The organism is Kitasatospora sp. NPDC101801 (assembly GCF_044766665.1).
Lineage (GTDB): Bacteria > Actinomycetota > Actinomycetes > Streptomycetales > Streptomycetaceae > Kitasatospora.
This window is the reverse complement of the sequence record NZ_JBIWML010000005.1, coordinates 194,907-221,221: the sequence shown is the minus strand read 5'-3', so window position 1 is coordinate 221,221 and position 26,315 is coordinate 194,907. Positions and strand designations below refer to the sequence as shown.

Genomic DNA, 26,315 nt, shown 5'->3' with positions numbered 1-26,315 from the left:
GTCGCTAGGAGCACCACCGTGACCGACCTGATCACCCTGACCCGGGCCACCGCGGCACCGCCCCGGATCCGACCAGCCCCCGCCCCCGCCTTCCGGACCGACCTGGAGGGCCTGCGCGGCGTCGCCGTGCTCGCCGTCCTCGCCTTCCACGCCGGAGTGCCCGCGCTGACCGGCGGCTACGTGGGCGTGGACGTCTTCTTCGTCCTCTCCGGCTTCCTGATCACCGGCCTGCTGACCGGCCGGCACCCGATCGGCTTCCGCGAGTTCTGCGCCCGCCGGGCCCGCCGCATCCTGCCCGCCGCCGCCGTGGTGCTGACCGCCACCGCCGTCGCGGGCCGCCTGCTGCTGGACCCGCTGCGCGGCACCGACCTGGCCCGTGACCTGCTCGCGGCGGCCGGGCAGTTCGCCAACTGGCGGTTCGTCGGCCAGCAGACCGACTACCTGGCGGCCACCCGGGACCCGAGCCCCGTGCTGCACTTCTGGTCGCTCGGTGTGGAGAACCAGTTCTACCTGCTCTGGGGCGCCGTCCTGCTGCTGGCGGTCAAGTGGCGCAGGCTCGCCGTGCTGCTGCTGACCGTCGGCGCCGGGGCCGGGTCCTTCCTGCTCTGCCTGCACTGGACGGCCGACGCCGCCCCGCTCGGCTACTTCTCCACCGCCACCCGGATCTGGGAGTTCGCGCTCGGCGCGGGCGCCGCCCTGCTGTACGGCCGCCGGCTGATCGGCGCCACCGTGCTCGGCTGGCTCGGCCTGGCGGCAGTGGTCACGGCGGTGCTGCTGTACGACCGCAGCACCCCCTTCCCCGGCAGCGCCGCGCTGCTGCCGACCCTGGGCACGGCCGCCCTGCTGCTGGCCGGCCCCGGCGGCCGCTGGTACCAGGCCGGTTCGCTGCTCTCGGTGCCACCGTTGCGCGCAGCCGGACGGATCTCCTACTCGTGGTACCTCTGGCACTGGCCGCTGCTGGCGATCGCCGAGGCCAGGTACGGGACGCTGTCGCTGCCGATCGCGCTGGCCCTGGTGCTCGGCGCCGCGCTGCCCGCCTGGCTGACGATGCGTCTGGTCGAGATCCCGCTGCGGCGCGGCCAGGCCGGGGCGCCGCGCAAGGGGCTCGCGGTCGGCGCGGTCGCGCTGACCGTCCCGCTGATCGCCGGGCTCACCCTGGGCGGCGGCGCCGTCCGGGCGCTGGGTGACCCCGGGGTCGCGGTGGTGGTCCCGGCGGGGGCGCCGAGCGGGCCGAGCCTGCTGCTGCCGGGCAGTCAACTGCCGGGTCTCACACCCTCGTTGGCCCGGGCCAGGACCGACTTCCCGCCGGGCGAGGGCTGCGAGATCCCGTTGGCCGCCGAACAGAGCCCGACCTGCCGGTTCGGCAACCCGAACGCCCGGGAGAAGATCGTGCTGCTCGGCGACTCGCACGCCGGGCAGTGGCTCTCCGCGCTGCTGCCGCTGGTCCGCGAACGCGGCTGGGCGCTGGAGGTGCTGGTCAAGCCCGGCTGCCCGCTGCCGACCCTGACCGTGCAGAACCCGGTGCTCGGCCGCGAGTACACCGAGTGCGACCGCTGGCGCGAGCACACCATGACCCGGCTGGCCGGCGGCCCCGCCCCCAAGCTGGTCGTACTGGCCGGGCTGAACCGCTACGGCGACCCGGCCGAACGGGCGGCCGGCTGGACCACAACCCTGAAGCGGCTGCGCGGGCTTGGCGCCCCGATCGCGTACCTGACCGACACCCCGATGCCCGGCAAGGACATCCCGGTCTGCCTGGCCGCCGAGGAGGACTGCACCTTCCCGCGCGGCACCGCCTTCGCGCCCGAACCGCTGCTCACCGACGGGCTGGCGGCCAAGTACGGGGTCGCGGTGCTCGACTACCGGCCGCTGCTCTGCCCGCCGCCCGGCGACTGCCCGCCGGTCCGCGAGGGCGTGCTGCTGTACCGGGACACCGGGCACATCACCGACACCCTGGCCGCCACCCTGGCGCCCAGGATCCGACAGGACCTGGTGACGGCCGGGCTGCTGTACTGACCGCCCGTCAGGTGGCGGGTCAGCCCCCGTACAGGCTCCGGCAGACCCGGGCCTCCTCGGAGCCGGGCGCCCACTGGCCGCGCCGCTCCGCCTCCGCGCACACCTGGAGCGAGGCGAGCAGATCGGGCGTGGAGCCGGCCGGAGTGGGGGACGCGCTCGGCCGCGGCGCCCGGGACGGCTTCGCGGGTTTGGCGGAGCGGCTCTGCCGGGGCGTCGGGGCGGCGGTGGGTGCGGCGGAGGACGGCGGCGCGCTGCTCACCGCCACGGGCGGTGGTGGCGGGGGCAGCGGGGCGGGGGACGGCGGGCCGAGCGGGCTCGGTGACGGGGTGTCGAGCACCGCCGGGGCAGGCCGCGCCGGGTCCGCCGAGCAGGCGCTCGGCAGCCAGCAGAGCCCCGCCAGCACCGTCACCCCGCCCGCCGCCCAGGCCACCCGGCGCCGCACCCGCCGGCGCCTCGACGGCAACGGCGTCACCGGCGGCTCCCAGGGGGTGGGGGGCGGTGGCTGCTGCTCCCACCCGTACTGCCAGGGTGCCTGCCACTGCTCGCTCACGCTGCTCCTCCCACCCGGGGTCGCCGATGGCCGGCGCCCGAGTGCTCAACGAGCCACCGGCACGGGCGGAGCGGGTGAACGACGATCCGGCGGTCCCGGCGCCGGACCCGGACGGCCCCACCTGACGCTGCGCCAGGTGGGGGTCGCTCGGGTGCGGGCGGCGGTCGGGCGGTCGATGCTGGGCGGTATGGAGAACAACACCGACCGTGGTCCCGCTGCCTGGCTGGTCGAGGTGGCCGAGTTCCGGACCGACAGCCGTTACCGGCTGGTGCGCTTCGAGGGGGTGGGCTGGGAGCCGCTGGCCCCCGAGGAGTTCGAGCCCCGGGTGCACGAGCACTTCCCCGACCTCGACCCGCACGACCCCGCGAAGGTGCACTGGGCCGACCGCCCGTGGGAGTGGCCGGCCTGGCGCCCCGGGGAGGCCTGACGCACCGTAGGCTGGTCCGATGGCAGCCGGGGGCGGATGGCAGGACGGGTGGACCGGTGGACGGCGGGCCGTCCAGCTCGGGGACGTGGCGGACTTCAACGCGCAGTTCGGGCCGCCCGCCCCGGGCGCGCTGCGGCAGGCGCACCACTACTCCTGCCTGGCCGCGTTCTACACCCCGGACCCGGCCGTGCTGGTGCTGCCGCTCCAGGTCGAGCCCGAGTGGACGGACTGGCTGGCCGGGGAACTGGGCTGGGGCCAGGTCGAGGTGCACAGCGGGATCGCCCCGGACACCGGCCTCGCCGAGGCGCTGGCCGACCGGCCCGGACTCCGGGCGCGGATCGCCGACTCGGGACTGCCGGTGCGGGGTTGGGGCGGGACCGGGCCGGTGGTGCGGCGGTTCGAGTCCAAGGCGGAGTCGCACCTGCTGTTCCGCCGGTTGGCCGCCGACCACCCGGCGATCCGGGTGCCCGAGCAGTGGCGGCCGGCGTCGCGGTGGGAGCTGGCCCGGCTGCTCCGGGCCCGCGCCGCCGCCGGTCTGACCAGCGTGGTCAAGGCGCCGTACGGGGTCGGCGGCCACGGCACGGTGGTCCTGACGCCCCGCCAGGTCCGGGCATCGGGCGGCGCACTGGCCGCGTTGCGGCGACTCCGGGCGGAGACCGGCCGGGCCCCGCTGCTGGAGGAGTTCGTGGCCGGGCACGGCCCGCTGCGCGACCTCAGCTTCGACGGGGTGATCGGGCCCGACGGCGCGGTGCACCCGGTGGGCACGGCCGTGATGCACATCGAGGGCACCGGCTACCAGGGCGCCACCGTCGGCCCGGACGCGGTGCCCGCCTCGCTGGCCGGGCCGGCCGCCGCGTTCGGGCTGGCGGTCGGCCGGGCGCTCGCCGAGGCGGGCCACCGGGGCTGGTACGACCTGGACTTCGTGGTGGACCCGCTCGGCCGGCTCGCCCCCACCGAGACCAACCTGCGGCTGACCGGCCCGTCGGTGGCCTTCGTGCTGGCCGACCGCCTCGCCGGGCGGCCCGGCGAGCGGGGCCGGTACGTCCGGACCCTGGACCGGCTGCCGCTCGGCGCCCGGCTGCCGCAGGCCGCGCTGTTGGCCCACCTCGCCCGGGTCGCCGAGCGATGCGCGGCGCTCGGGGTCGGGCTGCTGCCGACCATCCCGACCGCCGGGTTCGACCCGCTGCCGTTCGCCGGGGTGGCGCTCTGGGCGGACGGCACCGAGCGGCTGGACGCGGCCGAGTACCTGCTGCGGGCCGCCAACCGGGCGCTCGGGGAGCCGTTCGCGGGCGTGGTCAGGGAGCGCTGAAGGTCGGTCGGCTGATCGGTTCGACGAAGAAGACCTGGCCGCCCCGGCCCACGCAGTGGGCCATCACCGCCTCGGTGCCCGGGCCGGTGCCGTCCCCGGCGATCCCGGCGCAGCCCTGGCCGTCCACCCGGAGCACGTACGTGCCGCTGCCGGCCGGGCCGGACGGTTCGACGTGGAAGTGGCTGCCCTGGGTGCAGTCGTCCATCGGCTCCAGCAGACCGACGCCGGGGCCGTCGGGGAGGGCCTTGAGGCAGCCCTTGCCGTAGTCAGGGTGGTGCCACTGGATGTGGTACTCGTCGCCGCCCAGCGGCTCCAGCAGGGTGGCCTGCGGACCGGCCTCGGCGCACGGGCGCTGGACGGCCACCAGCGGGGTGTAGCGCTGGTCGCGCACCCGGCCGTCGGTCAGGCAGAGCCCGGGGGCGGTGACCGGGCGGATCCGGACCCACCCGGTGGGGAGCACGGCCGGTGCGGCGACGGCCTGTTGGGGCGGTGCGGAGGTGGGGTGCCCGGAGGTCCGGGGAGTGAGGGCCCAGGCCGCGAGGACGGCGACCACGGCGAGCCCGGCGAGCAGCGGCAGCCGGGGTATCCGGCGCCGGCGGGCGGCCGGTGTCGGGGGCGTCGGCTGGGGCGTCGGCGGTTCGGCGAGCGCCTCCCTGGCCCGGAGCCAGGACGCCTCCCGGTCCGCCGCGCCGCAGGCCCGGACGAAGGTGGAGAGCAGCTCGGGGCGGGGCAGCGAGCGGCCGTTCAGGACGTCGGCGAGGGTGCTGCGGGCCAGGACCGAGCCCTGCTCGGCGGCCCGCTCCTCCAGCTGGCGGTAGGTCAGACCGGTCTCGTCCTTCAGCTGCCGCATCAGCGCGAGGAACCCGGCCACGTCCTCGGCCTGTTCCGGTGCCACCCCGTGTTGACTGTTCATGCGTCACATCCTTGTCAGCCACCGCCGATTCGGCAATGCCCCCCCTGGGACGCTGTCCGGAATCACCCCGGACAGGCCGCTGACCTGCCCGGACAGTCGGGCGCTGTCCGGGACGACGGAAAGTCTGGACCGGGGCGGGGCCGGGCTGCCAACGTACGGGCCGTACCCGTCCCGAACGAGGAGTGAGGCCATGCAGTTGCGCCTGCGGTCCGAGCACTACGACTTCAGCCTGCTGGCCGGGCGGCCCGCCCGGGGTCAGCGGCCCTTCGGCCGTTCCGGCTGCCAGGCCAGGAAGCCGACCAGCACCAGCGCCGCGAGCAGCAGCGAGACGTTGAACCCGTAGACCAGGGCGGCCTGTCGGGGCCAGTCGGTAGCCTGGCTGACCCGGTACCAGTTGTCCTGCGGCCACCAGGCGGCGAGCAGCCAGCCGACGGCGAGCCGGGCGAGCAGGGTCAAGCCGAGCGGACGGCCGTTGCGGGCCAGCAGCGGGCCGCCGAGCAGCAGGAGGGCCAGGCCGAGGCCGAAGCCCAGCCACTCGAACAGGTAGAGCAGGTGGAACAGCGCGGCCCAGGGTGACGGCACGTGGGACAGGTCGGTCGAGCCCGGCCAGAAGCCGTCGGTCAGCACGGCGGCGGCGAGTGCACCGGCGGCCGTGACGGCCGCCCATCGGGTGGCCGGAGTCAGCCGCCCGAACTCCGTGGCCAGGAAACCGCCGCCCTTGCCGCTTCGGACGGCCTTGGCGGACCCCCCGCTGCCCGGTCCGGGCGCGGCGTGGTCGCGCGGTGCGGGCAGTGGCAGCGAGCGGGTGTCGAGCTTGCCGGCCCGAGTCCGGGGCAGGGCCGGGAGCGGGACCACGGCCTCCGGCAGCAGTCGCTCCGGCAGTCGCTCGGCCAGGTAGGCCCGGAGCGCCCAGGGCTCGGCCGGGGCGCCGTCGGCGGCCACCACGTAGGCGACCACCCCGGTCCGGCGGGGACCGGTCTCCACCTCGGCCACCGCGCTCTCGCGCACCTCGGGGTGGCCGCGCAGCAGCACCTCGACGGCCGCCAGGGAGGCGGCGGCCGCCGGGTCCCGGCCGGCCGCCCGGCCGAGGAACTCCAGCAGTCCGTCCGGCCGCAGCACCCCGATGTCGCCGGTCCGGTAGGCCCGGCCGCCCTCGCCGTCGAGGAAGCGCTCGGCGGTCAGTTCGGGGCGCTTGAGGTAGCCGCGGCCGACGCCGGGGCCGGCGATGCAGATCTCGCCCGGGGTGCCCGGCGGCACCGGCCGCCCGGCCCGGTCCAGCAGCCGGATGTCGGTGCCGGGGAACGGGCGGCCGATCAGCGAGAGCCGCTCCGGGTGGTCGGGCTCCCCGGTCAGCGCGGCGGTGTCGAACCAGGCGCTGTCCACCGCCGCCTCGGCCACCCCGTACACGTTGACGTGCCGGACCGCCGGGCCGAGGTAGCTCTGCAGCCGGAGCTGCTCGTCCAGGTACCACTTCTCCGCGCCGACCGAGAGCAGCCGGACGCTGCCCAACTCCAGGCCGAGCGGCTGGAGGTGGGCGAACAGCCGGCGCAGGGTGTGCGCGTTGGTCTCCATCACGGTGATCCGCTCGCGGAGCAGCAGCTCGTGCAGCTCGGCGGGGGAGGCGGTGCGGTCGAGGGTGAAGTTGCGCTGGGCCAGCACCAGGACGCCACCGCTGCACAGCGCCCGGATCCAGTCGGCGGTGAAGACGTCGAACTCCAGCGTCGCGGTCTGCAGGAACCGGTCCTCGGCGGTCAGGCCGTACACCTGGCGCCAACCCCGGTAGGAGTGCAGCAGGTTGCGGTGCTCGATCAGGGCGCCCTTGGGCAGGCCGGTGGAGCCGGAGGTGTAGAAGACGCAGGCGAGGTCGGCCGGACCGGCGCGGTCCGGCAGCGGGCCGGTCAGGCCGGGGAGCGGGGCGCCGTCCAGACAGAGCACGGTCCGCTCGGCGGCGTCGGTCAGCCGGACCCGGTACGCCTCCTGGGTGATCACCACCAACGGGTCGGCCTCGGCCAGGACGTGCCGGATGATCCGGTCCGGCCCGGTCGGCTCCAGCGGCACGTAGGCCGCACCGGTCTTCAGCACCGCCAGCACGGCGGTCAGCAGGTCCGGCGTGCGGCCGACCGCGACGGCCGCCAACTCGCCGCCGCGCAGCCCGAGTTCCCGCAGGTGGTGGGCCAACCGGTCGGCCCGCTCGTCCAGCTCGCGATAGCTCAGCCGCTGCTCGCCGCAGACCAACGCGGGTGCGTCGGGTGTGCGTCGGGCCTGCTCCTCGAACAGCTGGTGAACCGTCCGGTCCTCGATGTCGTGCACTGCTCCGCCCTCCCCCGCGGGACGGTACCGCGCCGCCCCCCTGACAGTGTGCAGGCAACGGGGGCGGTGAACCGACAGTGAACGTACGGTAGTTGCAGACCTGTCACCTGACCGGGGCCGGAGTGCTACTGTCCAGTAACAATCGACACGGGGACGAACCGGACCAGGGAGTCATCATGGCAAAGTCGACACGTTCCGCCACGCTGCTGGCGGGCCTGCTGCTCGGCGCGGGCGTGGCCCACTTCGCCCGGCCCGGCCAGTTCGACGCCATCGTGCCCCGCGCGCTGCCGGGCGAGCCCCGGGCCTGGACGTACGCCAGCGGAGTCGCGGAGCTGGCCCTCGGTGCGGCGGTGGCGGTGCCGCGGACCAGGCGGCTGGGCGCGCTGGCGGCCGCCGGGTTCTTCGTCGCGGTCTTCCCCGCCAACGCCAAGATGGCCTACGACTGGCGGCACCGGCCGACGCCGCAGCGGGTCACCGCGCTGGCCCGGCTGCCGCTCCAGGTGCCGCTGGTGCTCTGGGCCCTGCGGGTCCGCCGGGCGGCCTGACCCGGCGTCCGCCGTTTCGGACGGACGCCGGGCCGACGGAGCGTCAGGCGGGGAGGTTGGCCTCGATCAGGGCGACCAGCTCCGGGGCCTCCGGCTCGGTGCGCGGACGGATCCGGGCGGCCACCGTGCCGTCGGCGGTGATCAGGAACTTCTCGAAGTTCCAGGCCACGTCGCCCGCGGTGCCCTCGGCGTCGGCCACCTTGGTCAGCTCGGTGTAGAGCGGGTGGCGGTCGTCACCGTTCACGTCGAGCTTCTCGAACAGCGGGAACGAGACGCCGTAGGTGGTGGAGCAGAAGGTCTGGATCTCCTCGGCGGTGCCGGGCTCCTGGCCCATGAACTGGTTGCAGGGGACGCCGAGCACGGTGAAGCCGCGGTCGGCATAGCGCTGCTGCAGCCGCTCCAGGCCCGCGTACTGCGGGGTCAGGCCGCACTTGGAGGCGACGTTGACCACGAGCAGCGCCTTGCCCTTGTGGTCGGCCAGCGAGGTCGCCTGGCCGTCGAGGGTGCGCAGCGGGATGTCGTACAGGCTCACGGCGGAGTCCTTTCGGGGTTCATGGATGGCCGAGCCGGACAACGGTCGACAGCCGTACGGTATTCCGTCAGCTCGGCGCGCCGAAGTTCTGGGTCCACCACGGACCGCCGGTGCCGAAGTGGGTGCCGAGGCCCATCTCGGTGAACGCGCAGTTGAGGATGTTGGCCCGGTGGCCCGGGCTCTTCATCCAGGCGTCCATCACGGCGGCGGAGTCCTGCTGGCCCCGGGCGATGTTCTCGCCCCAGGTGCTCCAGCGGTAGCCGGCCGCCTCGATCCGGGGCTGCGGGCCCTTGCCGTCGGGGTTGGTGTGGTCGAAGAAGTTCCGGGCCGCCATGTCGTCCGAGTGGCCCTGGGCGGCCGCCTGGAGCTTGCTGTTGGCCTTCACCGGGCCGCAGCCGCTCTTCGAGCGCTCGGTGTTGACCAGGTCGATCACCTGCTGCTGGGCGGTGGCCGCCCGGTTCGCCGCGCTGGTGGCCGGGGCGGGGGCGGAGGGTGCTGCGGAGGTGCGGGACGGCGACGGCGCGGCCGCGCTGGGGGTGGCGGAGGGCGAGGCGGTCGGGGTGGCCGAGGGCGAGGGTGAGGCCGTGACGGTGGCCGCCGGGGAGGTGGCCGCAGCCGGTACGGGTGCGGCCTGGACCTCCAGGGGCGCGGCGGAGACGGCGGCGGTGGCCGCGCCGTCGATCCGGGGTGCCGCCTGCGGGGAGGGGGTCTGGTCGGCGCCCACCACACCGATCACCGCGACGGTGGCGACGGTGGTGCCGATCACCGCCACCAGCACCCGCCGACGGCTGCGCGGCTTGGCCCGCCGCCGTCCGCTGCCGCCCTTGCCGGGCCGCTGGGCGGCCGCCCGCCGGGCGGCCGCCCGGCCCCCGGCCGGCGGGGTGGCCGGCTGCCCGGGAGCGGTCGGCGGTGCGGGGGTGGTGGCCGAGGCGGAGGCGGCCGAGGTGGGGTCGACGGGGAGGCCGAGCGGATGCTGCGGCAGCGGGACCAGGGCCAGCCCGGCCAGCAGGCCCTCGGCCGGGAACAGTCCCTCCCACTGCTGGGCGCAGTAGCCGCACTCGCGGGCGTGCCGGGCTATTCGCTTGCGCCAGAGTGCGCCGGGGGCGCCGTCCCACTGCGCGGTGAGCTCGGCCAGCTGCGGGCAGGAGGGCTGGACGGCCAGCGCCCGGACCACCACCCGCGCGGTCTCCAGCTGACCCTTCATCCGCTGGACCCGGACCGCCGCGTGCGGCGGGGACAGCTCCAGCGCCTCGGCCAGCTCCGCCCGGCTGAGCTCGCCCGCCGCCTCCAGCCACCAGAGCGAGAGCAGCTCCCGGTCGTCCTGGTCCAGCCAGCGGGTGGCCTCGGCGACCTCGCGGCGCTGCCCGGCCAGGCCGAGCCGGACGATGGTGAGGTCCACGAAGTCGGCGCCGGGGTCGGCGGAGTCGTAGGTCAGGCCGATCGGGATCTGGGCCTGGTGGGCGACCTGGTGCCGGCGGCGGACCTGGTTCATCGCGATGGCGACCAGCCAGGAGCGGAACCCGGCCGGGTCGCGGAGCGAGGGCAGGTGGTCGACCGCGCGCAGCATGGTCTCCTGCACCACGTCGTCGGTGTCGGGGTGACCGTTCAGGGCACGGCCGACGATGTTGTAGACCAGCGGCAGGTGAGCGCCGATCAGTTCGTCGGTGGCCTGCTGGTCGCCGGCCCGGGCCCGGGTCACCATCCGCTCCGCTTCGTGCCTGTCCATCCGTCTGGTCCACCTTGTCCGTCGGCCGGTCCGTACTGCCCTGTCGTGATGGGAGATCAGCGGGCCGTCCGCCGATAACGGAAAAACTCCGGAGACCTGAGTGGCCCCCGGTGCTCAGCGGAGCGTAGTGGATGCCGGTCCGGGCCCGTCCGCCCCTCACGGCCAACGCCCAGCTCACAGCGGTGGCCGGGGCCACCGGGGGCGTGAAGGGAGTGTGAGGGGTCGGCGCGCGAGGTGGGCGGAGCGTGGCCGTCCGGGGCCGTACCGGAGTGACGGTGTGTCGGGGCTCACAGCGGCAGACCGGCACGGCGGCACTCCGGTACGGCCTGCGGTGTTCAGGCCGTCAGCTCGGCGAGCAGCGCCCGGCCCTGCGGCCAGTCGCCGAGTGCGGAGGCGGTGTTGAGGTGCCCGCCCCGGCCGACGTCGGCGAAGGTGGCGCCCCAGGCATCGGCGAAGGCGCGGGCCCGGTCGGCGGTGCACCAGGGGTCGTCGGTCGAGGCGACCACGGTGGCCCGGAACGGCAGCGCGGCGAGCGGCACCGGGCGGAAGTTGACCAGCTCGGGCACCTCCGCCGTGTCGATGTCGGCGGGGGCCACCAGCAGTGCGCCGAGCACCTTGGCCGCCAGCTCCGGCCGGGCTCCGGCGGCCCAGTGCGCGACGGTTGTGCAGCCCAGGCTGTGTGCCACCAGCACCACCGGCCCGTCGGCGTCCGCCACCGCCCGGTCGAGGGTGCCCACCCAGTCCGGCAGCAGGGGCTGGTCCCAGTCGGCCTGCTCGACCCGCCGGAACCGGGCCGGGTCGGACCGCTCCCAGTAGCTCTGCCAGTGCTCGGCCTCGGAGTTCTGGTACCCGGGCAGGATCAGGTGGGTGCTCATCAGCGGCTCTCTCTACGGCGGCGGGTGTGGACGGGCGCCGTCGGCCGTCCTGCGGTGACCTTAGACCCTCCGGCCATTGGGGGGCGTCGCGGCGCCGGGGTGCGCGCCCTCCTGCCCGGCATCGGGCAGGAGGGGCCCTTCGCGGGCTGCTCGTCGGTCGCTGGTGCTCCGCATGGACCCCCGCCCAGCCTGCGGCATCCCAGCCTTCGGCCGGGAGAGGCCCCCTTCTCGGCACCGCCGAGGCACGCACCCCACCAGCGCTCCTTCACCCACCCCCATGGCCGGAGGGTCTCAGCCTCCGGCGCTGAGCAGGTACTCGATCAGGGTGCGGACGCCGACGCCGGTGCCGCCGGGGACCCACTCGCCCTCGTCGGTGTCGGTGAGTGCGGTGCCCTGGATGTCCAGGTGCGCCCACGGGATGTCGGGTGGGACGAACTCGCGGAGGAAGAGGCCGGCCAGCAGGGCGGTGCCGTGCCGGACGCCTAGGGTGTAGTTGGCCAGGTCGGCGACCCGGGAGGCGAGTTGGGGGCGGTAGGAGTCGGGGAGCGGGAGCGGCCAGAGCTCCTCGCCGGCCCGGCGGCCGGCCGTGCGGAGATCCTCGGTGAGGGTGTCGTCGGTGGCCAGCAGGGCGGTGATCCGGCGGCCCAGGGCGACGGCGGCGGCGTCGGTGAGGGTGGCCAGGTCGATGACGGCGTCCGGGGCGGTCTCGCAGGCCAGGGTGAGGGCGTCGGCCAGGATCAGCCGGCCCTCCGCGTCGGCGTGCCGGACTTCGACGGTGGTGCCGCTGCGCATCCGCAGCACGTCACCGACCCGGATCGGGTTCCCGTTCGGCATGTTCTCGGTCAGCGGCAGCCAACCGTCCACCGCCACCGGGCAGTTCAGTGCGCTGAGGGTGGACATGGCGGCCAGCACGGCGGCCGCGCCCGCCATGTCGGCCTTCATCGCGGCCAGTTCGGCGTTCGGCTTGAGCGAGAGGCCGCCCGCGTCGTACGTGACGCCCTTGCCGACCAGGGCGATCCGCCGGGTCGCGGGGGTGGCCGGTCGGTAGCTCAGCCGGACCAGCCGGGGCGGCAGTAGGGAGCCACGGCTGACGCCGAGCAGGCCGCCGAGCCGCTCGTGGGCGATCCGGTCGGCGTCCCAGACCTCGCACTCCAGACCGGAGTCGGCGGCGATCCGCCGGGCCCGTTCGGCGAACTCCGGTGGGGTGAGCTCCTCGCCGGGCTCGTTGACCAGATCCCGGGCGAGCAGCACGGCCGCACCGACCCGCAGCCCGGCGGCGAGCGCCGCGCGGGAGGAGGGGGTGTCGGCGGTCACCAGGTCGATCCGCTGGTCGGCGCCGTGTGCGGCGGTGGCGTACCCGGCGAAGCGGTATCCGCCGAGCAGGTAGCCCTCGACCAGCGCCCGCAGGTCGGTGTCGGGGGCCCAGAGGGCCAGCCGCCGGTAGCCGGTGACCGCCCGGGCCAGCCGGGCGCCGGTGGCCCGCGCGGTGTCGGGGCCGTACCCGGCCCGGGGGCCGCAGCCGAGCAGGACGGTGGCCGGGGTGCCCGGCAGGTGCAGGGTCTGGCCCGGCGCGCCGGCGAAGCCGCTGCCCGCCAGGAAGGCGGGGGACAGCTGCGGGGGCAGTCCGTCGGACCAGACCGGGGTCACCACGGCCTCGGTGTCGGCAGGTTGACGCGGCGTCAGCCGCCACTCGACGCTCACGTGGTCCGCGCGGCGCGGCGGGCCGCACCCCACGCCTCCAGGTCGGCCAGGTACTGCGCGGCCAGCTCGCCCATCCCGTTGGCCGGGCCGACGGCGGCCCAGCCCCGGGCGGCGGAGACGGCGTACGGGTCGATCCGGAGCGCCTGGAGGTAGCAGTCCTCGGCGAGCAGCGGGTGTCCGGCCCGGGCGAAGCAGTCGCCCGCCGCCGCGTAGCCGAAGGCGGTGGAGACCGGCCCGAGCCGGGCCGTCCGCAGGTAGCTGTGCGCAGCCTGCTCGGGCCGGCCGTCCTTGAGCAGGCCCTCCGCGACCTCGATGTGGGTCTTGGGTTCGTACGGGTCCAGGGCCAGCGCCTCGGCGACCAGCCGGTGCGCCCGCTCGTCGTCGCCGAAGGCGTAGAACTCCTTGGAGCGGCTCTCCACGCAGGCCCGCAGGTTCTCCCGGCGGAGGAACTCCTGGTACTCGCCGACGGCCGGCACCGCCCGGGCCAACTCCTCGGCCCGGTCCATGTCGGCGGCCAGCCGGACGGTGTCCTGCTGCAGGAAGGGCACGTAGCTGACGCTGCGGTAGAACCGGCTCTCCATCATCATCAGCTCGAACGGGGAGTACTGCGGATCAGTCAGCAGCTCGGCCAGCGCCTGCTCGCCGGTCTCCCGCCAGGCGAGCGCGGTCTCCGGCGAACGGGTCTCGCGCGCCTCGTGGATGACCGAGAAGACCGCGATCACGAACCGCAGATGGGTCGGGCAGGCCGGGTGCTCGACGATCGCCCGGGAGTTGGCCGGGGCGACCTTGGTGGCCCGGCCGACCGAGCCGACCCAGCGGACCACGTCGAGCCAGTGGTGCAGTCGCAGCTCGGCCGCCGTCCGCAGCTCGGTGGCCGGCGTGAAGGGGATCAACTCCTTTACCAGCTTGATGAATCCGAGCCGGTAGAGGACCACCGCGACCTGGTGCTGCCGCTCCGCGTCGTACGTGGCGAACTTCTCCAGCCAGCCGCAGAGGGTGTCCCAGGCGGGCGTGCGCAGGTGGGCCGGGAGGTCGGCCGGGTGCGCGACGTCGAACTCGGTCAGGCCGGACTCGCGGATCAGGTTGGTCCGGAAGGCGGGCGGCAGCAGCCGTTGCCAGTTCACCCGGGGCGGGGTGCCCTGCTCGGCGAACCGGAAGGCGAGGGTGGGCAGTCGGGCGTACAGGCCGGGCGACTGCGACTCGCCGAGGTTGAAGTACGCGGCGTGCATCCGGTAGTGCCAGTTGTTGGCGTACGGCCGCCCGGGGTCGCGGGTGGCGGCCAGCCGGACCACCTCGGCCAGTGGCTCGTCGCCGGCCGCCAGGCAGCTCTCCACCAGCCGGTCGCGGGTCGCGGAAGCGCGCGGGGCGGCCCGGAAGGCGCGCTCGGTGAGCACCCGGGCGAACTCGCCCTGCCCGGCCAGCTCGGCGCACTCGGCCGCGTGCAGCAGCGCGAAGCCGGTCCCGTACGGGCCGAGCCGGGCGGCGTGCAGGTAGCCCGCCAGGGCCTGTTCGGTGCGGCCCGCGCGCTGGTGGGCCTGGGCGGCCTGCATCCGGAGCTTGACGCAGCTCGGGTCGATCGCCAAGCCCTCGGCGAGGGCGTGCTGTTCGGTCTCGGTGTCGCCCGTCCGGACGGCCATCTCCAGGCGGCGGTCGATCAGCCGGCGTCTGGTCTCCAGCAGCACCAGCGCGTCGTCCCGGTCCGGTGCGGTCAGTTCGTCGACGGCCTGCCGGGCCGCCGTCAGCCGGGCCGCGGCGCCGGCGAAGTCCCGCTGCCGCTCGGCGTACATCGCCTCGCGCAGGGTCAGCCGGGCCTCGGTGACGGTGCGTTGGAAGCCGGTCACCTCCCCGGCCAGCTCGGCGAACAGACGGCGGGCCAGGGCGAGGTGGTGCGGCACGGCCGAGTCGTCGCCGCCGTGCCGGGCCAGCAGGTAGCCCCAACCGGCCACCGACTGCACGTGGGTGAGGGTGGGCACCGGCTGGTCGATCAGCGGCCGGTAGGCGGCCGTGGTCCGGTCGGTGAGGCCCTCCAGGCCGAACAGGGCGACCGCGCGGGCGGATTGCAGCCCCGCCGTCACCGGGTCCTGGCAGGCGTCGCCGTCGAGGTCCGCCGGGACGACCGCGAGCACGGCGGGCAGCAGGCAGGCGGCGATCAGCCAGTGCGCCAGGTTGGTGCGGTCCACCGGGTCCAGGTCGGCGTGCTGCCGGTAGGCGTCGGCCATCCGCCGCCAGGCGGGGGAGGCCAGTTCGGTGGGCAACTCAGCGGGGTCGGCGGCCCGGTAGCGGTGCAGCCGGGACTCCTCGACCAGCAGCCGCCGGTAGCTCGCGGGCATCGTCATGCCGAACCGCAGCGCGCCGGGTGCGCGCTGCTCGAACCGACGCGCCGCCAGCACCGCCGCCCTGGCCTGGATGACCGTCAGCGGGCTCTCGGCGCCGTCGAAGTAGGGCCGGTGCACCTCGAAGGTCAGCCAGCTCGGGGCGTTCACCCCGACTGTGCCGTGACTGAACTGCCAGCGGTCCACGGTGCCCGTTCCCATCGTGTCGAAGCCGTCGAGGTGACCGCGCGGCGCGCGGAGATACCGGGGATGCGCCCTGCGACCCGAGGTCACAGGGCGCCGCACCAGGGGCGGATCAGGTGGCGTCGTCCATCAGACAGGTCCAGCAGTCCGCCTCACCCGTGGTGATCTCGACCTCGTCCGCAAGGGACTCCCAGGACTCGTACGACATTTCGTACTCCCTTCACCGAATGACCGGACACGTATATTCGCGCCGGTGCTGGTGAGGGGAAGCTATGGCAGCCCGCTGGGCGTCGTCAAGAGCAGAAAAGAGTATTTCGGCCGCAATTCAAAGGACCGTGTCAGGTAATGCGTATGCGGGGCCCGATAGGCGTTCCGGCCCGGTGGCCGAAGGGCCGCAGGTTCGACGGTGCCGGGCCCGACCGGGTGGCGTGGGCCGCCGGTCAGGAGGTTGCCGGTCAGCGAAGTGCGCTTCGCTGACCGGCTGTTGTCAAGGTTTCAGTTCGGAGATCCTGACCAGGAAGAGATCGACTTCGTCGTCCGTCGTCCAATAGTGCGGGGAAACCCGCACCAGTCCGGCGGGTACCGACACCTGGACGCCGGAGCCGGTCAGGGTGTCCACGAGTTCCGCGCCGGTCAGCCCGGGAGCGGAGAAACTCACGATCCCGGAGTTCGCCGCCGGGTCGGGCGGGGTGGCCAGGGTAAAACCGATATCGGAAATTCCCGTCCTGATCCGGTCGGCGAGGGCGAGCACCCGGTCGGCCACGACGTCGAGGCCGACGGCCTCCAGCTCGGCCAGCGCGGCGGCCAGGCCGGCCATGCCGACCAGGTCGTACATGCCGCCCTCGACCCGGGAGGCGGCGGCGCGGGCGGGGAGTTGGTAGCTCAGCGGGCCGGGCCCCTTCATCAGCTCGGCCGCGCCGTCGAAGCCGAACCAGCCGGTCGGCGCGGTGCCGAGCAGCTCCAGGCGGTCGGCCCGGCAGAAGAACACACCCATCCCGGGCGGGCCGCCGAGCCACTTCTGCGCGCCCGCCGCCAGGAAGTCGACCGGGGTGTCGGCGAGCGAGAGCGGCAGCGCGCCGAGGCTCTGCACCGCGTCCACACTGACCAGGGCGCCGACCCGGGCCGCGAGGGCGCAGACGGTGTCCAGGTCGATCCGGAAACCGGTGGCGAAGTTGACGTGGCTGACGGCGACCAGCCTGGTGCGCGGGCCGATCGCGGCGGCGAGGTCGGCCGACCGGTAACCGCCGTCCCGCATCGGCACCCAGACCGGCTCGACGCCGTACCTCGAAAGCGCGGTCCAGGGGCGGACGTTGGCGGGGAAGTCGCGGTCGAACAGCACCACCTGGTCGCCGGGCCGCCAGTCCAGACCGTCCGCGACCAGGTGCAGGCCGGTCGAGGTGTTGGGGACGAAGGCCACCTCCGTCGGGGCGCAGTCCAGCAGGCGGGCCATCGACCTGCGGGCGGCCGCCCGGGTGGTGAAGATCCCGCCGAGCCGGGTGCTCCCGTACGGCAGCACCTCGGTCAGCACCTCCCGCATCGCGGCCACCGCAGCGGGCCGCAGGCGGCCGAAGCCGGCGTGGTCCAGGTACGCGCTCCGGGGCGCCGGGGGCCCGCTCATCCGGCCGGCAGGGGAGCGCGCCGGACGCCTGCGGTGACCGCCACCCAGGCCGCGACCAGCAGCGGGACGCCGTGCAGCAGCAGGACCCACTGCGGCACCCAACCGGGGTGCAGCGCCACGCTGGTGACGAGCAGTCCGGCCATGAAGCCGCTGTTGACGACGATCTGGCCGAGGCCGAAGGCCCGGCCGCGCCGGTCGTCGGGGAGCTGCTGCATGGCCTGTTTGAAGGTGATCTCGCTCAGCGCGTCACCGAGCCCGGCGACCACCGCGCAGAGCAGCCGGGGCCACCAGCCGTCCAGCCAGAAGATGCCGATGAACCCCGCCGACATGACCATCGTGGCCAGGCAGAAGACCAGCATCGGGCTGCGCTCGACCACCCGCCGGGCGAGCGGCCGCAGCACGAAGCCGGCCAGCAGCAGACCGGCGGCCCAGCAGGCCCAGACCGCACCGGACACGAAGGTCGGCGCGTCGGGCCGCAACTCGCTGCCCAGGATGGGCAGTCCGACGTGCTGGGAGGCGCTGCCGAAGGCGTCCAGGCCGCGCAGCACCACCAGCATCGCCAGCCCGGCGCCGACCAGCAGGGGCCAGGCCCCGGTGCGGTCCCGCCGGGCGGCGCCCGCCGCGCCGGGCTCGCGCATCCGCAGCCGGAGCGCGGTGAGCACCAGCGCCGAGAGCGCGTAGGTGCCGGCGTCCAGGGCGAACACGCCCCGGTAGCCGATCAGCGGCACCAGCACGGTGGCCAGGCCCATGCCGAGCAGGAAGGCGACGCCCTTGAGCCCGGCCAGCAGGCTGTTCACCGCCTGGGTGCGCTCCCCGGCGAGCACCGGCGTCGCGGCGGACAGGGTGCCCTCGAAGACCGAACGGCCGGTGCCGATCAGGGCGACGGCCGCGTAGAGCCACCAGTTCTGGGCCGCGTCCGGCAGCAGGGCGAGCAGGGCGAGCATCAGCATCCGGACCAGGTCCGCCCCGATCATCACCCGGCGGCGGTCCCAGCGGTCGCCGTACCGGTGGCCGAGCCGGCCGCCCGCGATCGCGCCCGCGTAGAGCGCGGCGCTCAGCAGGCCGGTGGCGAAGGCGGAGTGGCTGCGCTCCCAGACGAAGACCGAGAGGCAGATGAAGTCGAGCGCGTACCCGATGTCCGACATGGTCTTGGCGGTGAGGAACACCGCGAGGTCCCGACGGTTCGCCGAGGCCACCGGGCCGGTGCCGACGGCCGGTTGCCCGGTTCGGGTCACCGCTGCACCAGGCGCATCCGCCGCCACCTTCCGCCCGCTCCGCCGTGCGCACCCCCGACGGGCACCCGGACCGGGTCCAGCGTCCCAGTGGTTGATCGAAATGGGTAGAGGGCGGTGGCCTGCCAGGCGCCCGACGGCCGGCGCCGCCGCACCGCCGTTCCGGGCGGCCGGTTACTCTCTTGACCACCGCATTCGGGGGAGGGGTCCGTGCACACGGGGGAGCAGGTCGGCAGGATAACGCTGGACGAGCCCGAGGGCGGCGGTCCGTTGACCGAGCAGGTGGCGGCGGTGCCGGGCGGGCCGTCCCGCCGCCGGCTGCTGCTGGGGGCGGCCGCGCTGGTCGGGGGCGGTGTGGCGTGGCGGCTCGGCCGGTCCGCCGAGCCGGACGGCGACCGGGTCGCGGTCTCCGGACCGGAGCCGCTCTGGACCTACCGGGGCGAGGGGCCGCAGGCTGCGGACCGGTTGGCCGGGGCCGGGACGGTGCCGCTGCTGGCGACCGCCGAGATGCTGTACCTGCTGTCGCCGGACAGCGGCGCAGTGGCCAAGCGGATCGAAGTGCCGTCCGTCGCCACGGGCGGCGGCGCCGACCTGCTGGCGGCCGGGAACCTGGTGCACGAGGCCCGGATCGGCCGGTTCGCCGCCTACGGGTACGGCCCCGACCGGTCGACGGCGGCCCCGCCGGGAGCCGACCGGGCCTGCCGACTGCTGGCCGCGGACGACGAGTCGCTGTTCGGCGCGGGTGGCGGTCGGTCGGGCAGGCTGTTCGCGCTGGAGCTGGCGACCGGCCGGTCGCGGTGGACCCGGCCGGACCAGGAGGCCGAGGGCTTCCTGACGGAGCTGCAACCCGCGCCCGGCGGGCGGCTGGTGGGGCGCAGCACCCGGGACGAGGTGGTCACGCTGAACGCGGCGGACGGCTCGGTGCTCTGGCGCGCCGCGGCCGACCAGGCGCTGAGCTGGCGCGAGTGCGACGCCGAACGGGTCTACACGGCCCGGCGTGCCAACGGTGTCCGGGCGTTCGGGCTGGCCGACGGCCGGCCGGGCTGGGTGGTGGAGGACCAGAGCTGGCGCCCGATCCGGCCGCTGGCCGCCGACGGTGCGCTGTACCTGCTGCGCGACAGCGGCGAGGTGACCCGGAACGCGCCCGCCGACGGCAGCGAGATGTGGTCCTGCCGGCTGCCGTTCCGGCTGGACTCCCGGTGCCGGCCGGTGGCGGTGGGCGAAACGCTGTTCGTGCCTGGCCCGACCGGACAGGGCGTCTGGGCGCTGGACGTGGCGACCGGCGCCGTGCGGTGGACCTTCCGGGACGCCGAACCGGGCGTCCAGGTCTGGCGGTTGAACACCGACGGCAAGCGGCTGTACGCCGGTCACGACCGGGTGCTGTACGCCCTGCCGACCAGCTGACCGGGTCCCGGACCGACCCCCGCCCACCGGGTGCCGGTCGGTCTCAGTCCAGCGCCTCGGCCGCCTGCTTGACGGCCTCCCGGATCCGGAAGTAGGTGCCGCAGCGGCAGACGTTCTCGATCCGGTCGATGTCCGCGTCGGTCGGGTGGGGGGTGCGGCGCAGCAGGGCCACCGCGGTCATGATCTGGCCCGGCTGGCAGAAGCCGCACTGGGCCACGTCGCAGTCCAGCCACGCCTGTTGGACCGGGTGCAGCCGGTCGCCGTCGGCCAGGCCCTCGATGGTGGTGACCTGCCGGCCGGCGCAGTCGCCGACGGCCACCACGCAGGGCTGGACCTCCTCGCCGTCCAGGTGACTGGTGCAGGCCCGGCAGACGCCGACCCCGCAGCCGTACTTGGGGCCGGTGACGCCGAGCTTGTCGCGCAGCACCCAGAGCAGCGGCATGTCGGCCGGTGCCTCGACGGTGACCGGCTTGCCGTTCAGGACGAACTGGTGAGTGGGCACGTGAGGGTCCTTCGGAAGGTCGGCCGGTGCTTGAGCGGTCGGTGCTTGGCGGTCAGTGGTTGATCGGGAACCGGCGCGGGCTGGTGCCGGTGGCGCGGGCGTACGCGTTGGCGACCGCGGCGGCGGCCGCCGGGACGCCGAGTTCGCCCGCGCCACCGGGCGGACCGCTGGGCGGCATCAGGTGCGCCTCGAAGGCGAGCGGGCTGTGCCGCTGCCGGGCGTAGTGGAAGTCGGCGAAGCTGCCCTCGCGGATCGCGCCGCGGTCCAGGTGCAGCCCGGCCTGCAGGGTGACCGAGATGCCGTCGGTGACGGCGCCGAGCAGCTGGGCCTCCAGGCCGCGCGGGTTGATCACCCGGCCGACGTCGGCGGCCACCACCGCCTTGGTGACCCGGGGTTGGGCCGGGTCGGTGGCGTCGATCTCCACCAGGCAGGCGACGCTGGAGGGGTGCTCGGCGTGGAAGGCGACGCCCTGGGCGTGCCCGGCGGGCATCGGGCGGCCCCAACTCCCGGCCTGGGCGGCCTTGTCGAGCACCGCGCGGGCGCCCGCGTCGCGCAGCCGGGACCGCCGGAAGGCGACCGGGTCGCGGCCGAGGGTGCGGGCCAGCTCGTCCACCATCACCTCGTCGGCGACCCGGACCAGGCCCGAGTAGACCGAGCGCCAGCTGCCGGTGGGGATGTCCAGCGGTACCTCGGTGAGGAGTTGGGTGGTGACCCCGAGCTCGTACGGGAGCTCCTGGGTGAGGTCGAAGAAGACCTGGGAGAACGCGTCCGCGCCGACCGGGAGGGACGCCCCGGCGGCGGTCAGCATCTCGCCGAGCCCGTGCCCGAAGTCGGTCCGCACCGTGCAGACCCGGTGCTCGTAGGTGAGCACCTGGCCGAGGGCGTGGGTGGCCCGGATCCGGTGGTGGCTGGCGGGGCGGACCCGGCCGTGCCGGATGTCGTCGTTGCGGGTCCACATCAGTTTGACGGGCCGTCGGGCCGCCCGGGAGATCCGGGCCGCCTCGAGGGCGGCGTCGGCGAACAGGCGCCGGCCGAACGAGCCGCCGGCCCGGACCACGTTCACCTTCACCGCGTCGACCGGCAGGCCGAGGACGGCCGCGACGGCCTGCTGGGACACGATCGGGGACTGGGCCGCGAACCAGAGTTCGGCCCGGTCGGGGCGGACGTCGGCGACGGCGGTGAGCACCTCCATCGGCGCGTGGCTGACGAAGGCGAAGTCGAACTCGGCGTCCAGGCTCAGGCTCAGCAGGGGCGGCACCATGAACGGCGCGGTGCCGGAGCGGAGTCGGGCCCGGACGTCGGCGTCGGAGAGGGCGTCCAGCGGCCCCGGGTTCCAGCTGACCTGGACGGCGGTCTTGGCCTTGAGCGCCTGGTCGAAGGTCTCGGCCAGGATCGCGATGCCGGTCGGTATCGCCAGGACGTCCAGCACACCGGGCAGGGCGCGGGCCGCGGCGCCGTCCCAACTGCGCACGGTGCCCTTGACGGTGGGCGGCCGGAGCACCACGGTGGGCACCGCGCCGGGGACGTCCAGGTCGCCCGCGTACGTGGCCTTGCCGGTGACGATGTCCCGGGCGTCGATCCGGCCGGTGGGCCGGCCGACCAGGCGCTGCTGCCCGGCCGGCCGGGGCAGCGTGGAGATCGCCGGGACCAGCACCGAGGCCGCCGCGACGGCGAGTTCGCCGTACGCGGCCGAGCGGCCGTCGGGCGCGTACACCCGGCTGTCCTGGGTGCGCAGGCCGCTGGCGGGCAGATCCCAGCGGCGGGCGGCGGCGGTGACCAGCCGGGCCCGGGCGGCGGCGGCCGCGGCCCGGACCGGGTCGTAGAGCGAGCGCACCGAGTTGGAGGCGCCGGTGAGTTGACCGAACAGCAGCTCGGGGCGGGCCGGCGAGAGCGGGACGTCCACGTCGGTGAGGACGGCGTCCAGCTCGTCGGCGACCAGCATCGCCATCGCGGTGGTCAGGCCCTGGCCGACCTCGACCCGGGGGAGTTGCAGCACCACCCGGCCGGCCTCGGTGACCTCCAGCACCAGCAGGTGCGCGGTGGGCAGCCCGGCCAGGATCAGCGCGTCGCCCAGGTCGGCGAGGCTCGGCAGCCCGGGCAGGGCCTGCGCCGGTTCGGCGTCCAGGGCGAGCTGTGCGCCGACCGCGAGGGCGGGGGCGGCCACCAGGTAGGTGAGGAATCGGCGGCGGCCGAGGGCCTGCGGCGAGCTGGAGATTTCGGGTGCCTTTCCGGGCCACGGGGTGCGGAGCGGACCGATCCTAGGAGGCGGCACCCGGCAGGTCAACATGGGCATGACCAGGCGGGGCGGGGCGGCTGACCGCCGGTCAGCGCGGATGTCCGGTGGTCCGGCCCCGCCCGCGCCCGGGGCGCGATACCGTCTGGGTGCAGGAGGTGACGGTATGAAGGACACGCAGGTCTGCCCCGGATGCGGGGGCGCTCGGCTGACCGAGAAGACCGAGCACACCGTCGAGACCGACGGCCGGGGTGACCAGGTGGCGCGGGTGCACCGCTACCTCTCGCCGTGCGGGCGGTGCGGCGGTGCCGGGGAGGTGACCGGCTGATGCGGCTGGTCCTCCGGTGCCTGCTCCGCCACCGCCCGCCCGCGCGGCCGCAGCACGGCGACGGCGCCCGGAGGAGCCCGCGCTGACGCGGGGTCAGCCGAGGTAGTCGTCGAGGCGGGCGAGGGCGAAGCCCTGCTCGGTGACGGTCCGCAGGACCTGGCGGGCCAGGTCGGTCATCGACCCCGACCAGTCGTCGGCGCCCCGGAAGTGGGTCAGGATGATGTCGCCCGGGTGCAGCCGCTGGTCGGCCAGGCGGTACTCCATCCGGTCCGGGAAGGCCTCCTCGTTCCACATCGGCACCGCCGTGATCCCACAGGAGCGGGCGGCCCGCAGGGTGTCGGTGGTGTACTCGCCGTACGGCGGCCGGAACAGCACCGGGCGGACCCCGATCTCGCGTTCGAGCTCGTCCTGCTGGCCGCAGATCTCGGTGCGCTGCTGCGCGTAGCCGAGCCTGCGCAGGTCCTTGTGGTTGAGGGTGTGGTTGTTCACCCGCACGCCCTGGTCGTGCAGGTCGCGGAAGTACCCGTAGTCACTGCGGGCCAGGTAGCCGGAGACGAAGGCGCTGAAGGGCAGCCCGAGTTCGCGCATCATCCGGCTGAACCTGGGGTCCTTCTCCTTCCCGTCGTCCACGGTCAGGAACACCACCCGGTCCTCGGTCGGCACCCGTCGCACCAGCGCGGGCAGGTCGGCCCCGGCCACCGTGACGTGCGGTCCGGCCGTCAGCACCGCCTTCCGGACCGGGGCGGGCGGGGCCGCCAGCGGCACCGTGGCCAGGCCCCAGGACTGTGCCAGCTCGGCCTGCTGACGTGCGATCAGCATCCGCTCGGTACCGGCCCGCTGCGCGCTCCCCTCCTGCTCGGCCGCCCGGCCGGGCAGCACGGCGGGCTGCAGGGCCACCGGCGGCTGCGGGGCCCGGGAGGCGGTGGTCTCCGCGCTGTCCGCCGCGCTGCCGCAGCCGACCGCCGTGAGGGCCAGGCAGAGTCCGGTGGCCAGCCGAGCCCAGGAGGCAGGTGATCGGAATTGCATACCTGCTGATCATCCGGACGCGAGTGCGAAGTCGGGGCAGGCGCGCCGGACGGTCCACCGGATGACGTACCGGCCGGAGGGTGGCGGGGGACCGCGACTTTGGTCGCGACGGCTCGCGACCAAAGGCGACTGCCGGTCGGGCCGGAACGTCGCCTACGCTCGCACGAGTGGCGAGCGAACGGATCCTGAGCGGGGCGAGAACGGCGGTGGCCAGAGCGCTGCCCGGACCGTGGAACCGGGGTGCGCTGCTCCGGGAGGGACTGGCGGCGCTCCTGATGGGCGTGCTGAGCGGCGGACTGGGCGCGGTCGGCTCGACCGGCGCGGTGCCGTTCACCGCGATCGGCCTCGGCGCGGTGGTGCTGTTCCTGCTCCGGCGCGGTCTGCCCGGGGTGGCCCTGCTCGGCGCGGCGATCGGCAGCGGCACGCTGGGGAGCTGGCTCCCGCTGCTGATGGTCACCAGCTGGTCGGCCGGCCGCCGGATCACCCACGCCCGGGTGGCGGTGACGGTCTTCCTGGTCTCCTTCGTCCTGATGACGGCCGTCTCGCTGCTCACCGACCTGGACGACATGCCGCTGCCCGCCCTGCTCGGGGTCGGGGTCGGCGGCTTCCTGCTGCTCGCCGTGCTGCCCGCCGTGTTCGCCCGGTACCGGGCCCAGCGCCGGACCCTGCTGATCGCCCTGCACGAGCGCAACGACCAACTGCTCCGCGAACGCGTCATGATCGCCCGGCAGGCCCGGCTGCGGGAACGCCACCGGATCGCCCAGGACATGCACGACAGCCTGGGCCACCAGCTCGCGCTGATCTCCGTGCACACCGGGGCGCTGGAGGTGGACCGCACCCTGACCGAGGGTCAGCGCGAGGCGGTCACGGTGCTCCGGCAGGCGGCGGTCGGCGCGATGCGCGAACTGCGCGGGGTGGTCGGCCTGCTCCGCGACGAGTCCACCGGGGAACCCCAGGAGGCGGGCGGCGTCGGCGAGATCGAACGGCTGACCGACGCCTCCCGGGCGGCGGGCACCGAGGTCGGCCTGACCCGGACCGGCGAGGCCAGGGACCTCACCCCGGCCACCGGCCACGCCGCGTACCGGATCGTCCAGGAGGCGCTGACCAACGCGCACAAGCACGCCCCCGGCGCCCCGATCGGCGTCGCGCTGCGGTACGAGCCCGACGCGCTGCTGGTCGAGGTGGTGAACGGCCCGGGCACCCCCGCGCCCGCCGGCGCCGTCAGCGGCGGCCAGGGCCTGACCGGGCTGCGCGAGCGGACCAGGCTGCTGGGCGGCATGCTGCACGCCGGGCCCACCCCCGACGGTGGCTACCGGCTGGCCGGCGTGCTCCCGTACGAGGGCTCCGGCTGCCCGGTCAGCGACGACGACCCCGACCTGCCCGCCGCCCCCGTCGAGCGGCTGCCCCGGCGGCGGCCCGCGCTCGGCTGCGCGGTGGTGGTGGCGGGCGTGCTGCTCAGCGTGCTCGGCCTGCTGCTCTGGGGCGGCGTCAAGTTCTTCGAGTCGCTGGACCGGGCCACCCTGCCGGACGGCCGGTACGACTCCTTCCAGGTCGGCCAGTCCGAGAGCGAGATCCGCGCCCAACTGCCGCCCGGGAGCGGCTTCGTGACCAACGCCTACGAGGGCAAGGGCCCGGAGGCCCCGCCCGGCAGCTCCTGCTCGTGGTTCGTCTCCGACCACCAGCCGGACCAGCTGGCCAGCACCAGGGTCTCCCGGCTGTGCTTCCGCGACGGCGTGCTGGTGGCGAAGGTGCAGTACCGTGCGGACGACTGAGAGGACGGGCGGCAGCGCCCGACCGGACGGAGGCAGGTGCACGTGATCCGAGTCCTCGTCGCCGACGACGAGCCGCTGATCAGGGCGGGCATCAGGATGATCCTGACCAGCGCCGAGGACATCGACGTGGTTGCCGAGGCGGCCGACGGACAGCAGGCGCTGGAGCTGGCCAGGGAGCACGCGGTGGACGTGGTGCTGCTGGACATCCAGATGCCGGTGCTGGACGGCCTGACCGCGCTGGCCGAACTGCCCCGCTACGCACCCGCCGCCAAGGCCCTGGTGCTGACCACCTTCGGCGAACCGGAGAACGTGCTACGGGCCGTCACCTCCGGCGGAGCGGGCTTCCTGCTCAAGGACACCGCCCCCGCCGAACTGATCCTGGCCGTCCGGGCCGCCGCCCGCGGCCACGCCTTCCTGTCCCCGGCGGCCACCCGGCACATCGTGGACAGCCTGGCCGCCACCCCGGCGGCCGGTGCCCGGGGCGAGGCCGCCCGGCGCCGGCTGGCCCCCCTCTCCCCGCGCGAGCGCGAGGTGCTCGACCTGCTCGGGGAGGGCCTCTCGAACGCCGACGCGGGCGCCAGGCTGCACATGAGCGAGGCCACCGTGAAGACGTACGTGAGCCGCATCCTGGCCAAGCTCCGGTGCGACAACCGGGTGCAGGCCGCCCTGCTGGCGCGGGACGCGCTCTCCTAGGGCCTGTGCAGCTTCCCGGAGTGCACCGGCGCTCGGTGAAGGCACCCGCCCACCGGGCCGGGAGTTGACCCTGACACCGTGTGAGGGGTT

21 protein-coding genes are annotated in these 26,315 nt (G+C 75.1%); 8 read left to right on the top strand and 13 right to left on the bottom strand.

What is annotated here, in order from left to right; translation table 11 throughout:
- The first annotated feature begins 18 nt into the window (after positions 1-18).
- Positions 19-2,013 (top strand): acyltransferase family protein, encoded by a 1,995-nt coding sequence (locus ACIRPK_RS10250; protein WP_403035704.1) that lies wholly within the window; start codon positions 19-21, stop codon positions 2,011-2,013.
- Between the two features lie 19 nt (positions 2,014-2,032).
- Here ACIRPK_RS10250 and ACIRPK_RS10245 read toward each other — a convergent pair whose 3' ends face one another.
- A complete protein-coding gene (locus ACIRPK_RS10245; protein ID WP_403035701.1) occupies positions 2,033-2,563 on the bottom strand; it encodes a hypothetical protein in 531 nt (176 codons plus the stop codon).
- Between the two features lie 187 nt (positions 2,564-2,750).
- On the opposite strand from ACIRPK_RS10245, the gene ACIRPK_RS10240 reads away from it, so the two are divergent.
- Together ACIRPK_RS10240 and ACIRPK_RS10235 are read left to right on the top strand one after the other, a co-directional pair.
- Positions 2,751-2,990: a hypothetical protein gene (locus ACIRPK_RS10240; protein WP_403035698.1), complete on the top strand. Its 240-nt coding sequence runs from the start codon at positions 2,751-2,753 to the stop codon at positions 2,988-2,990.
- Between the two features lie 19 nt (positions 2,991-3,009).
- Positions 3,010-4,299 carry a hypothetical protein gene (locus ACIRPK_RS10235; RefSeq protein WP_403035695.1) on the top strand — a complete coding sequence of 430 codons (1,290 nt, stop codon included), beginning with the start codon at positions 3,010-3,012 and terminating at the stop codon, positions 4,297-4,299.
- Here ACIRPK_RS10235 and ACIRPK_RS10230 read toward each other — a convergent pair.
- Together ACIRPK_RS10230 and ACIRPK_RS10225 are read right to left on the bottom strand one after the other, a co-directional pair.
- A complete protein-coding gene (locus tag ACIRPK_RS10230) occupies positions 4,286-5,212 on the bottom strand; it encodes a helix-turn-helix domain-containing protein (protein ID WP_403035692.1) in 927 nt (308 codons plus the stop codon). The two genes, ACIRPK_RS10235 and ACIRPK_RS10230, sit on opposite strands and share 14 nt — an antisense overlap.
- Positions 5,213-5,467: 255 nt before the next feature.
- Positions 5,468-7,522: an amino acid adenylation domain-containing protein gene (locus ACIRPK_RS10225; protein WP_403035690.1), complete on the bottom strand. Its 2,055-nt coding sequence runs from the start codon at positions 7,520-7,522 to the stop codon at positions 5,468-5,470.
- Between the two features lie 176 nt (positions 7,523-7,698).
- Between ACIRPK_RS10225 and ACIRPK_RS10220 the strand changes: the two genes are divergently transcribed.
- Positions 7,699-8,067 (top strand): hypothetical protein, encoded by a 369-nt coding sequence (locus tag ACIRPK_RS10220; RefSeq protein ID WP_403035687.1) that lies wholly within the window; start codon positions 7,699-7,701, stop codon positions 8,065-8,067.
- A gap of 43 nt (positions 8,068-8,110) precedes the next feature.
- Here ACIRPK_RS10220 and ACIRPK_RS10215 read toward each other — a convergent pair whose 3' ends face one another.
- The 7 genes from ACIRPK_RS10215 to ACIRPK_RS10185 form a co-directional block, all read right to left on the bottom strand.
- On the bottom strand, positions 8,111-8,599 hold the full coding sequence (locus ACIRPK_RS10215; protein ID WP_403035685.1) for a glutathione peroxidase: 489 nt from the start codon (positions 8,597-8,599) through the stop codon (positions 8,111-8,113).
- A gap of 67 nt (positions 8,600-8,666) precedes the next feature.
- Positions 8,667-10,325, bottom strand: coding sequence for a sigma-70 family RNA polymerase sigma factor (locus ACIRPK_RS10210; protein WP_403035682.1), 1,659 nt, complete (start codon positions 10,323-10,325; stop codon positions 8,667-8,669).
- 335 nt (positions 10,326-10,660) lie between these two features.
- The gene (locus ACIRPK_RS10205; protein ID WP_403035679.1) at positions 10,661-11,200 is read right to left on the bottom strand and encodes an RBBP9/YdeN family alpha/beta hydrolase; all 540 of its coding nucleotides are present in this window, start codon (positions 11,198-11,200) and stop codon (positions 10,661-10,663) included.
- Positions 11,201-11,491: 291 nt separating this feature from the next.
- Positions 11,492-12,901 (bottom strand): leucyl aminopeptidase, encoded by a 1,410-nt coding sequence (locus ACIRPK_RS10200; RefSeq protein WP_403035677.1) that lies wholly within the window; start codon positions 12,899-12,901, stop codon positions 11,492-11,494.
- Positions 12,898-15,435 (bottom strand): hypothetical protein, encoded by a 2,538-nt coding sequence (locus tag ACIRPK_RS10195; protein WP_403035674.1) that lies wholly within the window; start codon positions 15,433-15,435, stop codon positions 12,898-12,900. Before ACIRPK_RS10195 ends, ACIRPK_RS10200 begins: the two co-directional genes overlap by 4 nt.
- 469 nt (positions 15,436-15,904) lie before the next feature.
- Positions 15,905-17,035, bottom strand: a complete 1,131-nt coding sequence (locus tag ACIRPK_RS10190; protein ID WP_403035672.1) for an aminotransferase class V-fold PLP-dependent enzyme — start codon at positions 17,033-17,035, stop codon at positions 15,905-15,907.
- On the bottom strand, positions 17,032-18,270 hold the full coding sequence (locus tag ACIRPK_RS10185) for an MFS transporter (RefSeq protein WP_403035669.1): 1,239 nt from the start codon (positions 18,268-18,270) through the stop codon (positions 17,032-17,034). The genes ACIRPK_RS10190 and ACIRPK_RS10185 overlap by 4 nt, the downstream gene beginning before the upstream one ends.
- Positions 18,271-18,477: 207 nt before the next feature.
- Between ACIRPK_RS10185 and ACIRPK_RS10180 the strand changes: the two genes are divergently transcribed.
- A complete protein-coding gene (locus ACIRPK_RS10180) occupies positions 18,478-19,671 on the top strand; it encodes a PQQ-binding-like beta-propeller repeat protein (protein WP_403035666.1) in 1,194 nt (397 codons plus the stop codon).
- A 43-nt stretch (positions 19,672-19,714) separates the two neighbouring features.
- Here the strand turns inward: ACIRPK_RS10180 and ACIRPK_RS10175 are convergent, their stop codons facing one another.
- Both ACIRPK_RS10175 and ACIRPK_RS10170 read right to left on the bottom strand, forming a co-directional pair.
- Positions 19,715-20,173 (bottom strand): (2Fe-2S)-binding protein, encoded by a 459-nt coding sequence (locus tag ACIRPK_RS10175; protein ID WP_403035664.1) that lies wholly within the window; start codon positions 20,171-20,173, stop codon positions 19,715-19,717.
- 52 nt (positions 20,174-20,225) lie between these two features.
- On the bottom strand, positions 20,226-22,466 hold the full coding sequence (locus tag ACIRPK_RS10170; RefSeq protein ID WP_403035661.1) for a molybdopterin cofactor-binding domain-containing protein: 2,241 nt from the start codon (positions 22,464-22,466) through the stop codon (positions 20,226-20,228).
- 106 nt (positions 22,467-22,572) lie between these two features.
- Between ACIRPK_RS10170 and ACIRPK_RS10165 the strand changes: the two genes are divergently transcribed.
- Positions 22,573-22,734, top strand: a complete 162-nt coding sequence (locus ACIRPK_RS10165) for a hypothetical protein (RefSeq protein WP_403035659.1) — start codon at positions 22,573-22,575, stop codon at positions 22,732-22,734.
- 93 nt (positions 22,735-22,827) lie between these two features.
- Here the strand turns inward: ACIRPK_RS10165 and ACIRPK_RS10160 are convergent, their stop codons facing one another.
- Complete coding sequence (locus tag ACIRPK_RS10160; RefSeq protein WP_403035657.1) at positions 22,828-23,760, bottom strand: polysaccharide deacetylase family protein; 933 nt, start codon at positions 23,758-23,760, stop codon at positions 22,828-22,830.
- Between the two features lie 167 nt (positions 23,761-23,927).
- Here ACIRPK_RS10160 and ACIRPK_RS10155 point away from each other — a divergent pair, with 167 nt between their 5' ends.
- Positions 23,928-25,532 (top strand): sensor histidine kinase, encoded by a 1,605-nt coding sequence (locus tag ACIRPK_RS10155; RefSeq protein ID WP_403035656.1) that lies wholly within the window; start codon positions 23,928-23,930, stop codon positions 25,530-25,532.
- A 42-nt stretch (positions 25,533-25,574) separates the two neighbouring features.
- Positions 25,575-26,225, top strand: coding sequence for a response regulator (locus ACIRPK_RS10150; RefSeq protein ID WP_403035653.1), 651 nt, complete (start codon positions 25,575-25,577; stop codon positions 26,223-26,225).
- The last annotated feature ends 90 nt before the right edge of the window (positions 26,226-26,315 follow it).

Coding starts and splice junctions, on each gene's coding strand:
- ACIRPK_RS10240 (WP_403035698.1), top strand. CDS start 2,751: ATGGAGAACAACACCGACCGTGGTCCCGCTGCCTGGCTGGTCGAGGTG.
- ACIRPK_RS10235 (WP_403035695.1), top strand. CDS start 3,010: ATGGCAGCCGGGGGCGGATGGCAGGACGGGTGGACCGGTGGACGGCGG.
- ACIRPK_RS10230 (WP_403035692.1), bottom strand. CDS start 5,212: ATGAACAGTCAACACGGGGTGGCACCGGAACAGGCCGAGGACGTGGCC.
- ACIRPK_RS10220 (WP_403035687.1), top strand. CDS start 7,699: ATGGCAAAGTCGACACGTTCCGCCACGCTGCTGGCGGGCCTGCTGCTC.
- ACIRPK_RS10210 (WP_403035682.1), bottom strand. CDS start 10,325: ATGGACAGGCACGAAGCGGAGCGGATGGTGACCCGGGCCCGGGCCGGC.
- ACIRPK_RS10205 (WP_403035679.1), bottom strand. CDS start 11,200: ATGAGCACCCACCTGATCCTGCCCGGGTACCAGAACTCCGAGGCCGAG.
- ACIRPK_RS10195 (WP_403035674.1), bottom strand. CDS start 15,435: ATGGGAACGGGCACCGTGGACCGCTGGCAGTTCAGTCACGGCACAGTC.
- ACIRPK_RS10190 (WP_403035672.1), bottom strand. CDS start 17,035: ATGAGCGGGCCCCCGGCGCCCCGGAGCGCGTACCTGGACCACGCCGGC.
- ACIRPK_RS10170 (WP_403035661.1), bottom strand. CDS start 22,466: ATGCCCATGTTGACCTGCCGGGTGCCGCCTCCTAGGATCGGTCCGCTC.
- ACIRPK_RS10165 (WP_403035659.1), top strand. CDS start 22,573: ATGAAGGACACGCAGGTCTGCCCCGGATGCGGGGGCGCTCGGCTGACC.
- ACIRPK_RS10160 (WP_403035657.1), bottom strand. CDS start 23,760: ATGCAATTCCGATCACCTGCCTCCTGGGCTCGGCTGGCCACCGGACTC.